The 13,306-nt window shown below is 74.1% G+C and carries 11 protein-coding genes; 1 reads left to right on the top strand and 10 read right to left on the bottom strand.

Going from position 1 to position 13,306, the window contains the following annotated elements:
* Window positions 1-16: 16 nt before the first annotated feature.
* The 9 genes from M8330_RS04475 to gcvT all read right to left on the bottom strand — a co-directional run bounded on the left by M8330_RS04475 (window position 17) and on the right by gcvT (window position 11,267).
* The gene (locus tag M8330_RS04475) at window positions 17-1,702 is read right to left on the bottom strand and encodes a ribonuclease J (RefSeq protein ID WP_250826361.1); all 1,686 of its coding nucleotides are present in this window, start codon (window positions 1,700-1,702) and stop codon (window positions 17-19) included.
* A gap of 62 nt (window positions 1,703-1,764) precedes the next feature.
* Window positions 1,765-2,661, bottom strand: a complete 897-nt coding sequence (gene dapA / locus M8330_RS04470; protein ID WP_250056943.1) for a 4-hydroxy-tetrahydrodipicolinate synthase — start codon at window positions 2,659-2,661, stop codon at window positions 1,765-1,767.
* A gap of 67 nt (window positions 2,662-2,728) precedes the next feature.
* Window positions 2,729-3,676, bottom strand: a complete 948-nt coding sequence (locus tag M8330_RS04465) for an LLM class F420-dependent oxidoreductase (protein ID WP_250826360.1) — start codon at window positions 3,674-3,676, stop codon at window positions 2,729-2,731.
* A 22-nt stretch (window positions 3,677-3,698) separates the two neighbouring features.
* A complete protein-coding gene (locus M8330_RS04460) occupies window positions 3,699-4,205 on the bottom strand; it encodes a dihydrofolate reductase (protein ID WP_250826359.1) in 507 nt (168 codons plus the stop codon).
* Complete coding sequence (locus tag M8330_RS04455) at window positions 4,205-5,017, bottom strand: thymidylate synthase (RefSeq protein WP_250826358.1); 813 nt, start codon at window positions 5,015-5,017, stop codon at window positions 4,205-4,207. The genes M8330_RS04460 and M8330_RS04455 overlap by 1 nt, the downstream gene beginning before the upstream one ends.
* Window positions 5,018-5,042: 25 nt before the next feature.
* Window positions 5,043-5,897, bottom strand: coding sequence for a PhzF family phenazine biosynthesis protein (locus tag M8330_RS04450; protein ID WP_250826357.1), 855 nt, complete (start codon window positions 5,895-5,897; stop codon window positions 5,043-5,045).
* Between the two features lie 42 nt (window positions 5,898-5,939).
* Entirely contained in the window at window positions 5,940-9,719 is a 3,780-nt protein-coding gene (locus M8330_RS04445; protein ID WP_250826356.1) for an Ig-like domain-containing protein, read from the bottom strand.
* 128 nt (window positions 9,720-9,847) lie between these two features.
* A complete protein-coding gene (locus M8330_RS04440; protein ID WP_250826355.1) occupies window positions 9,848-10,171 on the bottom strand; it encodes a hypothetical protein in 324 nt (107 codons plus the stop codon).
* Between the two features lies 1 nt (window position 10,172).
* On the bottom strand, window positions 10,173-11,267 hold the full coding sequence (gene gcvT, locus M8330_RS04435) for a glycine cleavage system aminomethyltransferase GcvT (RefSeq protein ID WP_250826354.1): 1,095 nt from the start codon (window positions 11,265-11,267) through the stop codon (window positions 10,173-10,175).
* 91 nt (window positions 11,268-11,358) lie between these two features.
* Between gcvT and M8330_RS04430 the strand changes: the two genes are divergently transcribed.
* On the top strand, window positions 11,359-12,879 hold the full coding sequence (locus M8330_RS04430) for a leucyl aminopeptidase (RefSeq protein WP_250826353.1): 1,521 nt from the start codon (window positions 11,359-11,361) through the stop codon (window positions 12,877-12,879).
* Window positions 12,880-12,888: 9 nt separating this feature from the next.
* Here the strand turns inward: M8330_RS04430 and M8330_RS04425 are convergent, their stop codons facing one another.
* Window positions 12,889-13,254, bottom strand: a complete 366-nt coding sequence (locus M8330_RS04425; protein WP_250056925.1) for a hypothetical protein — start codon at window positions 13,252-13,254, stop codon at window positions 12,889-12,891.
* Window positions 13,255-13,306 lie beyond the last annotated feature (52 nt).

The following is a 13,306-nucleotide window of genomic DNA, read 5'->3' as shown; positions in this document are numbered from 1 at the left end:
GGATCAGGAGATCCGGTCAGGTCGTGACGACCGTCGGGATGATCATCGGACGACGGCGGTGCTGGGTGTTGACCCAGCGCCCGATGGTGCGGCGCACGGCCTGCTGCATCTGGTAGCTGTCCGGGACGCCCTCGGCGGCGAGACGGTCCAGCGCCTTGACGATGTCCGGCTTGACGTTCTCGAAGACCGAGTCGTCCTCGGCGAAGCCGCGGGCGTGGATGTCTGGGCCGGAGATGACGCGACCGGTCGAGGAGTCGACGACGACGATGACGGAGATGAACCCCTCCTCGCCGAGGATCTGGCGGTCCTTGAGGTCGGACTCGGTGATGTCGCCGACCGAGGAGCCGTCCACGAAGACGTAGCTGCAGTCGACCTTCCCGACGACCGAGGCGACGCCGTCGACCAGGTCGACCACGGTGCCGTCCTCGGCGATGACGGTGTTCTCGACGCCGGTCTGCTCGGCCAGGGCCGCGTTCGCCTTGAGGTGCCGGTACTCGCCGTGCACGGGCATGACGTTCTTCGGCTTCACGATGTTGTAGCAGTACAGCAGCTCGCCGGCGCTGGCGTGGCCGGAGACGTGCACCATCGCGTTGCCCTTGTGGACGACCTTCGCGCCCCAGCGGGAGAGCCCGTTGATGACGCGGTAGACGGCGTTCTCGTTGCCGGGGATGAGCGAGGAGGCGAGCAGGACGGTGTCGCCCTCCTCCAGGTGCACGAAGTTGTGGTTGCCCTGGGCGATCCGGGAGAGCGCCGACATCGGCTCGCCCTGCGAGCCGGTGGAGATCAGCACCTGCTTCTCCGGGGCGATGTTCGCCAGCTCCTTGGCGTCCACCAGCACGTTCTCGGGCAGGTCCAGGTAGCCGAGGTCGCGGGCGATGCCCATGTTGCGCACCATCGAGCGGCCGACGAAGCCGACCTTGCGCTTGTGCGCGACCGCGGCCTCGAGCACCTGCTGGACGCGGTGCACGTGCGAGGCGAAGCAGGCCACGATGATCCGCTGGTCGGACTCGCGGAAGACCTGGTCGATGACCGGGGTGATCTGCTTCTCGCTCGGGGTGAAGCCCGGGGTCTCGGCGTTGGTGGAGTCGGTGAGGAACAGGTCCACGCCCTCCTCGCCCAGACGCGCGAACGAGCGCAGGTCGGTGATCCGGCCGTCCAGCGGCAGCTGGTCCATCTTGAAGTCGCCGGTGTGCAGCACGGTGCCCGCGGAGGTGCGGATGAAGACCGCCAGCGCGTCCGGGATGGAGTGGTTGACGGCCACGAACTCGAGCTCGAACGGGCCGAACTTGATGACGTCACCCTCGGCGACGGTGTGCTGCACGGTCTCGCGCAGGCGGTGCTCACGGAGCTTGGAGGCGACCAGCGCCAGGGTCAGCTGCGAGCCGACCAGCGGGATGTCCTCGCGCTCGCGCAGCAGGTACGGGGTCGCGCCGATGTGGTCCTCGTGACCGTGCGTCAGCACCAGCGCCTCGACGGTGTCGAGACGGTCCCGGATGGAGGACCAGTCGGGCAGGATCAGGTCGACACCGGGGTGGGAGTCCTCGGGGAACAGGACGCCGCAGTCCACGAGCAGGATGCGCCCGTCGTGCTCGAAGGCGGTCATGTTGCGGCCGACGTCGCCGAGGCCGCCGAGCGGGGTGACCCGCAGGGCGTTCTTCTTCAGCTTCTTCGGGGTGCCGAGGTTGGTCTGGGCGTTGGTCATGCAGTTCCTGTTCTGTTCTCGTCCGCCGCGCAGGGCAGCCGGAGTCCGCGGTGTGTCGCGGCTCAGAGCACCCCGGCGGCCTCGAGGCCGGCGCGGAGGTCGGTGACCTCGGCGTCGGTCAGCGCGACCAGCGGTGAGCGGACGTTGCGGTTGTCGAGAACGCCCTGCAGCTCGAGTGCTGCCTTGGCGGTGGTGGCTCCGTAGTTCGCGACGCCCATCATGGCGTCGATCGCGGGGAGCAGCCGCGAGAAGATCTGGGTGGCCTCGTGGGCGTCGCCGCCGAACCAGGCGTCGAGCATGGCCCGCAGCTGGGTGCCGGCGGCGTGGCCGACCACGGAGACGAAGCCGCTGGCGCCGTAGGCGAGCCAGCCGAGGTTGAGGGCGTCGTCGCCGGAGTAGACGGCGTAGCCCATCTTGGTCAGTCGCAGGCCGCGGACGAGGTCGCCCACCGCGTCCTTGATCGCGACGACCGACTCCCACTCGCGCATGACCTCGTAGGTCTCCAGCGAGATCTGCGAGCCGGTGCGGCCGGGGATGTCGTAGATCATCACCGGCAGGCCGGCGGCGGGCACGACCTGGGAGAAGTGGTGCAGGATGCCGGCCTGGCCGGGCTTGTTGTAGTACGGCGTCACGAGCAGGACGCCGTCGGCGCCGCGCTCCCCGGCCTGGGCGGCCAGCTGGAGCGAGGTGCGGGTGTCGTTGGTGCCGATGCCGGCGACCAGGTGCACGTCGGGGCCGACGGCGGCGCGGACGGCAGCGAGGATCTCGCCGTCCTCCTCGATGGTGGTCGTCGGCGACTCCCCGGTGGTGCCGGAGACGACGAGACCGTCGTGCCCCGTGGCCACGAGGTGCTTGGCCAGACGCTGCGTCGACTCGAGGTCGAGCGACCCGTCGTCGTGGAACGCGGTGGCCATCGCGGTCAGCATGCGCCCGAAGGGCGCGGCGGGGGCGGTGCTCATGGGGGTCAGGCTATCGCCCGCACCCCCTGAACCCCTCCCCCGCGTCGCCGTGCCGCCGCGGGGGACCTCACACGTGCGGCATGACCTGCTCGGCGACCAGCCGGAGGTGGTCGAGGTCGGCGAGGTCGAGCACCTGGAGGTAGAGGCGCGAGTGGCCCGCCTCGGTGTAGCGGGCGATCTTCTCGACGACCTCCTCGGGCGTGCCGGCGAGCCCGTTCTCGCGCAGCTCCGGCACCTCGCGGCCGATGGCTGCCGCACGGCGCGCCACCTCCGCCTCGTCCTCGCCGACGCAGAGCACGAGGGCCGCGGAGAGGGTCATGGACGCCGGGTCGCGGTCGATCGCCTCGCAGGCAGCCCGGACCCGGTCGTTCTGCACGAGCGCGTCCTCGAAGGCGGCGAACGGGGTGTTGAACTCGTCGGCGAAGCGCGCGGCCAGGGCCGGCGTCTTCCGCTTGCCCGAGCCGCCCACCAGCACCGGGACGCCGCCGGCGCGCCCGCTGCGGTTGACCGGCTTCGGCAGCCCCGGGGAGTCGGTGACCTGGTAGTGGGTGCCGTCGAAGGAGTACCCGCCCTCGGTGGCCCACAGGCCGGTGATCAGCTCCAGCTGCTCGCCGAGCTTCTCGAAGCGCTCCTTGAGCGAGGGGAACGGGATGCCGTAGGCGCGGTGCTCGGCCTCGAACCAGCCGGACCCGAGCCCGAGGTCGACGCGGCCGCCGGACATCTGGTCGACCTGGGCGACCTGGACCGCCAGCGGGCCCGGGTGGCGGAAGGTGGCGCTGGTGACCAGCGTGCCGAGGCGGATGCTCCGGGTCTCGCGGGCCAGGCCGGCCAGGGTCGTCCAGGCGTCCGTGGGGCCGGGCAGGCCGTCGCCGCCCATCGTCAGGTAGTGGTCGGAGCGGAAGAAGGCGCCGTAGCCCAGCTCCTCGGCCTCCCGGGCCACCGCGAGCAGGTCGTCGTAGGTCGCGCCCTGCTGGGGCTCGGTGAAGATGCGCAGGTCGGTCTTCTCGCCAGTCATGGCGACCAGCCTGCCAGCAGGCTCAGGCCCGTTCGTAGGTGACCCGGGTGAACCCCTCGAACGGCTCGCGGCCGGTCTCGACCCAGCCGTCGCGGGGCGGGAAGGCGGGGTAGCGGACGTCGCCCGGCGGGTCGAGCGGCACCTCCGTGAGCACCTGGGCGTCGGCGTGCTCGAGCAGCGCCGTGTAGACGCTGCCGCCGCCGGCGACCATGAGGTCGCCCTGCGTGCCGGCCGCCGCGGCGAGCGCGTCGGCCACCGACGTCACGACGAGCACGTCCTCGGAGCCCGGCGCCGGGGCGGGCCGCCACGCGGGGTCGCGGGTGAGGACGATGGTGGTGCGGCCGGGCAGCGGGCGGCCGATCGACTCGTACGTCGTGCGGCCCATCAGCAGCGTGTGGCCGGTCGTGAGCTGCTTGAACGTCCTCTGCTCGCCGGGCACCGACCAGGGGATGTCGGGCCCGTCGCCGATGACGCCGTTGCGGGCGACGGCGGCCACGAGGACCACACGCGTGCCGTCGGGCAGGGGCATCAGACCGCCACCGGGGCCTTGATGCCCGGGTGCGGGTCGTAGCCCTCGACGCTGATGTGCTCGAGCTCGAAGGCGTCCAGCGCGGTGACCGAGGGGTCCAGCACCAGCGTGGGCAGCGGACGCGGCTCGCGGGTCAGCTGGAGGCGCGCCTGCTCGAGGTGGTTGAGGTAGAGGTGCGCGTCGCCGAGGGTGTGCACGAAGTCGCCGACCCGCAGGCCGGTGACCTGGGCGACCATGTGCGTGAGCAGCGCGTAGGAGGCGATGTTGAACGGCACGCCGAGGAACACGTCGCCCGAGCGCTGGTAGAGCTGGCAGGAGAGCCGGTCGGGGCCGCCGTCGTCCGCCGGGGCGACGTAGAACTGGAACATCGTGTGGCAGGGCGCGAGCGCCATGTCGGGCACGTCGGCGACGTTCCACGCCGAGACGATGAGGCGCCGCGAGTCCGGGGTGGCCCGGATCTGCTCGACGACCTGGGCGATCTGGTCGACGTGGGTGCCGCTCGGGGTCGGCCACGAGCGCCACTGGTGGCCGTAGACGGGGCCGAGGTCGCCGGCCTCGTCGGCCCACTCGTCCCAGATCGAGATGCCCCGCTCGTGGAGCCAGGCGACGTTCGTGTCGCCGCGCAGGAACCACAGCAGCTCGCCGAAGACCGAGCGCGTGTGCACCTTCTTGGTCGTGACCAGCGGGAACCCCGCGTCCAGGTCGAAGCGCATCTGGTGGCCGAAGACCGACAGCGTGCCGGTGCCCGTCCGGTCGGTCTTCTCCACGCCCTCGTCGAGGATGCGAGTGAGCAGGTCGAGGTAGGCGCGCACGGCCTCAGCGTAGGCGCTGGCGCGGCTACAGGGTCACGCTGCCCGTGATCGTGGTCAGCGTGTCGCCGCCGACCCACACGTCCGCCCCGACCCGGCTCACGCGGACCCGGCCGCTGCGCCCCAGCACGGTGCCCTGGGCGGCGGTGTAGGCCTCCGGCAGCAGCCCGCCGGCCAGCCACTGCCCCAGGGCGGCGTTGAGCGAGCCGGTCACCGGGTCCTCGTCGACGCCGAAGCCCGGGCAGAACGCCCGCACCTCCACCGCGGCGCCGTCCGGGTGCTCCCCGGGGGCGTAGGTGCCCACGACGCCGACCTCGAGGCCGTCGAAGGCGGTGAGGTCCGGCTCCAGCGCCAGGACGGCGGCGGCGTCGGCCAGCCGGACGCCGACCCAGCCGGGGCCGTTGTCGCACCAGCGGGCGTCGACGATCGCCGGCCGCGCGACGCGCAGCGCCCGCGCCACGCGCGCCAGGTCGGCCTCGTCCACCTCACCGGAGCGGGCCCGCGGCGGGGCGGCGAAGGCCAGGCCGTCCTCCCCGACGCGCAGCGCGACGGTGCCGACCCCGCACTCCTGCACGACGCGGCCCGCCACGCGGGGCGCTCCCCCGGCCTCCAGCCAGGCGTGCGCGGAGCCGAGGGTCGGGTGGCCGGCGAAGGGCAGCTCCTCGCCGGGGGTGAAGATCCGCAGCCGGTAGTCGGCCCCGGCGGCTGCCCCCTGCGGCGTCGGCGCGAGCAGGAACGTGGTCTCGGACAGGTTGGTCCAGCGCGCGAACGCCGCCATCCGCGCCTCGTCCACGCCGTCGGCGTCGTGCACCACCGCGACCGGGTTGCCCCCGAGCGGGGCGGAGGAGAAGACGTCGACCTGGCGGAACGGGTGCGTGCTCACGCCCCCGAGCCTGCCAGGCGCGGGGGCGTGAGCGGGGGGCCGTCACCAGCCGATGTAGATCTCCACCCGGCGGTTCTGGGACTTGCCGGTGGTCGTCGCGTTGCTGGCGACCGGGTCGTCCTCGCCGAACCAGGCCTGGTCCGAGCCGATGCCGCGCCCGGCCAGCAGCGCGGCCACCGTGCCGGTGCGGGCGTGGGCGAGCCGCAGGTTGGAGGCGGCGTCACCGTCGGCGTCGGTGTAGCCCTCGACGTAGGCGCGGCCGAAGCCGAGGGCGACGATGCGGCGGGCGATCTTCTCCAGACGGGTGCGCTGGCCGTCGGTCAGCTCCCACTCGTCCGGGTCGAAGTAGACCGTCGCCATCCACACCCGCGAGCCCTCGGTGCGCGTCGCCGTGCGCAGGCCCGAGGCGGTGCCGTCGCGACCGAGCACCCGCACCCGCACCTGGTGGGTGGGGCCGAGCACCCGGTCCAGGTCGCACAGGAGGTCGGCGGTCACGCACACGCGCTGCCCGTCGACGAGGACCTCGTAGCGGGCGTCGGTGGTGGGCGCCGGGCTCCAGGAGACCCGGGTGTCGGCACGGCCGGCACCCTCCACGAAGCGCTGGCGGGCCACCCGCACCCGCGGCGGGGTGACGACGTCGACGAGCACGGCGGACGCGGTCGCGCCCACCTCGTCCGTCGCGGTCAGCCGCACCCGCACGTGGCCGGAGACCTCGCGCCCGGCGCGGAGCACCAGGCGGCCCTCACGCACGGTGGCGGTGACGCCCGGCTCGTCGACGGCCGCGGTGACCACCACGTCGTCCCGGTTCGGGTCGGCCACCCGGAGCCGCACCGTGCGAGTGGTGCCGGCGGGCTGGCGGACGTCGGAGACGACCAGGCTCGGGGCCGCGTTGGCCACACGGACCGAGACGGTGGCCGTCGCCGTGCGCCCCTGCTCGTCGCGGACCGTGTAGGTGAAGGCGTCCGCGCCCCGGTAGCCGGCGCGGGGCCGGTAGGTGACGGTGCCCGCACGCAGGGCCGTGGCACCGTGCTCGGCGCGGCCGACGCGGCTCGGGACGGGGCCGGCCGGGTCGTTGTCGAGCACGTCGACCACCACGGCGGCGGTGGTGCCGGCCGGCACCCGGAGGACGTCGTCGACGGGGGTGACGACGTCGAGGGCGGCCGAGACGGGCTGCGCCGGCGCGTGGTCGGCGTCGCCCGGCTGCTGCGCCTCGACCTCGCAGGCACCCGGGTCGGTGACCGACAGCGTCGCGCTGCTCGCCCCCTCGGCGTGGGTCACGTCGAGCACGGTGCAGGCGCCGGCGGCGACGAAGGAGACCGGGAGCCCGGCACTGCTGGTGGCCGTGACGGTCACCGGGGCGGGCCCGGCGAGGACGACGGCCGGCGCACCGAGGCCGAGCAGCTGGGCGTCGCGGGGCACGACGGCGAGACGCACGACCACCGGCTCGGCGGGCAGCCAGGCGTCGTCGCCCTCCTGCGAGACCTCGATGTCGCAGGCGCCCTCGGCGAGCGCCGTGACGGCGCCCTGCTCGTCCACCGAGCAGGTCTCGGGGGTGAGGCTGGTGAAGGTGACGGGCAGCTCCGAGGTGGCCTCGCCGAGCACCGTCGCCGTGCCACCGACGCGCACCTGGGCCGGGCCCGAGGCGGTGACCACCTGCGGCTGGGCCGCTCCGGTCACGGTGAGGACGAGCACCAGCGGCTCGGCCGGCAGGTGCGCGGCGTCGCCGGGCTGGGAGGCCTCGAGCCGGCAGGTGCCCGCAGCCAGGGTCACGACGTGGCCGGCCTCGTCGACGGTGCAGACCTCCGGGGTCAGGCTGGTCCAGCCGACGGGCAGGCCGGCGTCGCTGAGCACGGACAGGTCCACCTCCCCGCCCGGCTCCAGCCCGGTCGGGAGGGCGCCGTCCAGGGTGAGCACCTGCGGCGCCCGGGTGACGGTCACGGGGACCTCGACCGGCGTCGCGGCCGCCCAGTCCTCGTCGCCGTCCTGGGTCGCCACCAGGACGCACTCGCCCTCGGCGAGCGCCGTCACGGTGGCGGTGCCGTCGCCGTGGTCGACGACGGAGCAGGTCTCGGGGGTGGTGGTCGCCAGGGCGACCGGGAGGCCGGAGGTGGCCGTGGCGCGGACGAGGACCTCGTCGCCGACCAGCTGGTCGGGCACCGGCTCCACGGTGATGGTCTGCGGCGCGGCCGTCGGCGTCGCACCGAACGGGAGCACCAGCAGCGTGCCGGTGGCGGTGCCGCCGCGGCCGTCGGAGACGGTGTAGCCGACCGGGTCGCCCTCGGGCAGCGGGTCGCCGAGGTAGTCGATCCCGGACGGGTCCCAGAAGGCGGTGCCGTCGAGGGGCTGCTCGACGTCGGTCAGGACCAGCGGGTCGCCGTCAGGGTCGGAGGCCAGGAGGTGCAGCGGCACCGAGGCCCAGCCGCCCGGGTCCACCACCACGGTGCGCGGCACGGTGACCGGCGGGGTGTTCACCTCGACGGTGACGCCGGCGGCGTTGGAGCCGTCGACGACGTCGGTGCTGGTGCCGACGATGCTGTCGCCGACGGTGGGCTCGACCGTGATGTCCTGGTCGCCCGGGGTGCCGTCGAGCAGCACGTCCACGACGAAGTCGCAGCCTCCGGGCATGAGGACGAAGGGGCCGGTCACGACCCAGACGCCGTCGACCAGCTCGGGGTCGCCGACCGGCTCGCCGCACCAGGTGGCGGTGCCGGGCACCACGCTCGCCCCGTCGGGCGGCGTCAGGCCGACCTCGTCGAGCTCGGCGCCGGCGGTGCCGGCGACGGCGGTGGTGACGGTGGTGGTGCCGCCACCGGTCGGCAGCGTCGCCGGGTCGGCGGTCGCCGCCGCGGTCAGGTCGTTGTCCGGCGGGGTGATCGGCGGCAGGGAGGCCGGGTAGGAGCCGGTGTACTTCATCAGGTTGCCCGAGGCGATCTGGTGCACCGGACGCACCGTGGCCGGCGCGTGCGTGAAGCCGACGGCGCGGAAGGTGTAGACGGCCGTGTAGGGGCGCGCCGAGGCGCCGAGGTCGGCCAGGCGCAGCGTGTTGGTCCAGGTGATCGCGGGCGCCGAGCCGTCCGGCGACATGGTCAGCTCGGTGCCGATCAGCCGGAAGGCGTCCGCCGGCCACGCCGCGTCCACCGAGGGGGTCATCCAGAACGACTGGCTGTCGCCGATGACCCCCGCGCCGATGGTGCCCGTGGTGCCGGTGACGGTGACGGTGAAGGTCGAGCCGATGGTCGGCGTGCCGCCGTCGACGGTGACGGTCTCGACCTTGTTGGCGTTGGCCGAGGTCGTCTGCGCGACCTGGGTGAAGCCACCGCTGGTCGTGCACAGCACGGACGAGGAGGGCAGGCCGGGACGGTGCTGGGAGACCGTGACCGTGTGCTGCTGGGCCAGCGCGCTCGCGCCGGAGGCGGTGAGGTACCAGAACCGCTCGCCGTCGCCGGCGTCCGCGAGGTCGCCCACCCGCTGCGTCGGCGCCTGCCCGGCGGCCAGGTCGAGCGCACCGCCGGTGAAGTCGCCCAGCGTCACGTACAGGTCGTCCAGCGGGGCGCCGGAGGCGTTCAGCACCCGGTAGCCGGTGTAGCCGGAGAGGAAGGACGGCGTGCTGCCCGAGCCGATGTAGAAGTTCGGGCCGCCGAGGCTGGTCACGGTGAGGCCCGCGGACGCGCAGGTCGGCACGGAGGCCGAGGCAGCGGTCGGCAGGGCCACCACACCGGCCGCGGTGGTGGCGGCGGCCAGGAGGCCCGCCAGGAGGGAGCGGACCCGCGGGGCGCGCAGCGCCCAGGGTCGGCGGGACGAGCGCGGACGTGACGAGCGCATGGGGGTCCGATCGCGAGCAGGGATGATGCTGCTCACATCGGCACCGGTTGCAACCGTTTGAGAAGACCCCCTGCGGGGATGACCAAGGTCCCGCGAGCGGACTGGACCGGCCCCGGATCGACCCCGATTCAGCCCCGGCCCAGCACCAGCCTCGTGACCTCGCGGCCCTCCTGGACCAGGACGACGGAGGCCACCCCGGCGGCGGCCAGGCCGCGCCAGGCGGTGCCGAGCCACGTCTCGGCGTCACCCCGGCTGGGGAACCCGGCGGGCACGTCGCTCACCGCGTCCTCGGGCTCCGGCTCACCGTCCCGGTCCCCGTCCCGCTCCCGGTCACGGGGTGCCGAGGTCGCGGGCTCCCCGGCGTCGTCGAGCAACCGCCACGACCACGGGCGGGCGACGGGCTCGGGGTCCCGGAAGGCCGGCTCCCGGGCGGGCGGCAGCGCCGGCAGCACGTCAGCCCCGGACGCCGGTCTCGACGAACGGCGGCTTGACCAGGTCGAACTCCAGGGTGCGACCGCGGACGTCGACGCTGACCCGGGCGTCGGCCGGCACGTCCGCGGCCACGAGTGCCAGGCCGATGCCGGTGCGCAGGGTGGGGCTGAAGGTGCCCGAGGTGATCTCCCCGACGGGGCGTCCCTCGTGGGAGACCTCCATGTGGGCGCGCGGGATGCCGCGACCCACGGCCTTGAGGCCGCGCAGGACGCGGGCGGGCTTGGCGGCGCGCTCGGCGGCCAGCGCCTCCTTGCCCCAGAAGGTCGGCTTGTCCCACCCGACGGCCCAGGCCGACCGGGCCTGCACCGGGGTGATGTCCATCGACAGGTCCTGGCCGTGCAGCGGGTAGCCCATCTCGGTGCGCAGCGTGTCGCGCGCCCCGAGGCCGGCGGGCCGCAGGCCGTGCTCGGTGCCGGCCTCGACGAGGGCGTCCCAGAGCCGGGTGGCCACGGCCACGGGGGCGATGACCTCGTAGCCCCGCTCGCCCGTGTACCCGGTGCGGCAGACGACCACGTCGGTGTCGGCGAAGCTGGCGGTCACGAAGCTCATGTAGTCGTGCCCCACGGGGAGCCCGGCGCCCACCATGACGGCGTCGCAGGCGGGTCCCTGGACGGCCAGGACGGCGTGGTCGCGGTGCTCGTCGGTGACGGTGACGCCGGCGGGGGCCGCCTCGCGCAGGCGGCGCACGACCTCGGCGGTGTTGGCCGCGTTCGGCACGAGCAGCAGGTGCTCGGGCGAGTGCAGGTAGACGATCAGGTCGTCGACGACGCCGCCACTCTCGTCGCAGCACAGCGTGTACTGCGCCTGGCCCGGGACGATGCGGCCCAGGTCGTTGGTGAGGCAGGCGTTGACGAAGTCGGCCGCGCCCGGGCCGGAGACGGTCGCCTTGCCGAGGTGGCTGACGTCGAAGATCCCGACGGCCTCGCGCACCGCGGTGTGCTCGGCCACCACGCCGCCGTCCGCGTACTCCAGAGGCATCGACCAGCCGCCGAACTCGCCGAGCTTGGCGCCCAGCGCGACGTGGCGCTCGTGCAGGGGTGAGGTCAGCAGCGACATGGCCCGGAACCTACCCGAACGCCTCACCGATCGGCCGTGCCCGGCCCCGTCCCCACCCGACCCGGCGTCAGGTGTGGTTAGCCTGGCCCGCGTGAGCCCGTCCTTCCTCCTCCGTGCCGCCAGCCCCGCCAAGACCAAGGCCGACGCCGTCGTCGTCGGCCTGGTGCCCGCCTCGCCCTCGGGGCGCCGCAAGTCCGGCCCCGCCGTCGCGCTGGCCGCGGGCGGCGAGGACGTGGCCAAGGCCTACGGCCGCAAGCTGGACCCGATGCTCGCCTCGCTGGGGCTCAAGGGCGAGGCCGGCGAGGTCGTGCGCGTGCCGACCAACGGCGTGATCGGCAGCCCGCAGCTCGTCCTGGTCGGCCTCGGCAAGGACGCCGGCCCGGCCGCCCTGCGCCGCGCGGCCGGTGGCGCGGCGCGCGTGGTGACCAACTGCGCCAGCGTCGCCCTGGCCCTGCCCGCCGACGACCCGGCCCTGCTGCGCGCCGTGGTCGAGGGGTGGCAGCTGGGCGGCTACACCTACACCGACTACAAGTCGGCCGCCCGCACGGACGAGGCGCCCGGCCAGGTCGTCGTGCTGACCCCGTTGGCCCGCCGCAAGGAGTCCCAGAAGCTGGTGGAGGAGACGCAGGTCGTGCTGCGCGCCACCGAGCAGGTGCGCTCGTGGGTGAACACTCCCCCGGGCGACCTGACCCCGCCGACCTTCGCCGACGCAGTGGTCGCCGCCGGGCAGCCGCTGACCAAGGGTCGCGGCGCCACCGTGAAGGTCACCGTGCACGACGAGGCGTCGCTGGTGGAGATGGGCTGCGGCGGCATCCTCGGCGTGGGCGCGGGCTCCGCGGCCGCCCCGCGGCTGGTGGAGATCACCTACACCCCGAAGAAGCCGGTCGCCCACCTCGCGCTGGTCGGCAAGGGCATCACCTTCGACTCCGGCGGCCTCACCATCAAGCCCGCCGCGTCCATGAAGGAGATGAAGTCCGACATGGCCGGCGCCGCCACCGTCGTCGCCGCCACGTACGCGATCGCCGAGCTCGGGCTGCCGGTGCAGGTCTCCTGCTTCGCGCCGATGGCCGAGAACATGGTCTCCGGCGCGGCGATGCGCCCCGGGGACGTGCTCACCACCTACGGCGGCAAGACCGTCGAGGTGACCAACACCGACGCCGAGGGCCGCCTCGTGCTGGCCGACGCGCTCGGCCGGGCGATCGAGAAGGAGCCCGACCTCGTCCTGGACGTCGCGACGCTCACGGGCCACATGGTCCTGGCGCTCGGCGACAAGGTCGCGGGCGTGCTCGGTGACGACGCCGTCGTCGCGCAGGTGCTCGAGGCCTCCGAGACCGCCGGCGAGCCGATGTGGCACATGCCGATCCCCGAGGAGATGAAGGGTCGCGTCACGTCCTCGAAGATCGCCGACCTCGCCCAGCACGACTGGGTGCGGTGGGGCGGCGGCCTGTTCGCCGCCGCGTTCCTGCGCGAGTTCGTCGGCACCACCCCGTGGGCGCACCTCGACATCGCCGGCCCGTCGTTCGCCTCGGCCACCTCGGGCCACGTCACCGCGGGCGGCACCGGCTTCTCCACGGCCACGCTCGTGGACGTGGCGCGCAACCTGGCGGGCTGAGCCGGCGGCTCAGCCCCGCTTCTGCTGCTCCCGGTAGCGGCGGTTGTACTCGCGCATCCGCTGCGGCACGCCCACGACGGCCGCGTCGTAGGACGGCACCCGGTGGTCGTTGCAGAAGGCGTGCGCCCACTTCACGGACGGGACGCGGCGTCGCGTCCACTCGCCGTCGTGCGCGACCAGGAGGAGCGTGACGTCGCTGACCGACGTGCGCGGCTCGACGAACCCCTCGACGCCGTGCCGGGGCTCCATCCACGCCTGCAGGTGCTCGACGTCGGCCGCGTCCGAGGCACGCACGCGGGTGGAGCCGGTGCGGAAGCCGTCACGAGCGGGGGCGCTCGTGCGCGGGCCGCGCCGGAAGCGGTCCAGGATTCCCATGCTCACCAGTGTGCCCTGTGCGACCCAGGCCACGGAGCAGGACCGTCCCGAC

This window comes from Nocardioides bruguierae (assembly GCF_023656415.1).
Lineage (GTDB): Bacteria > Actinomycetota > Actinomycetes > Propionibacteriales > Nocardioidaceae > Nocardioides > Nocardioides bruguierae.
Note: the sequence above shows the minus strand (reverse complement) of the source record. Positions and strands in the feature narration are given on the sequence as shown.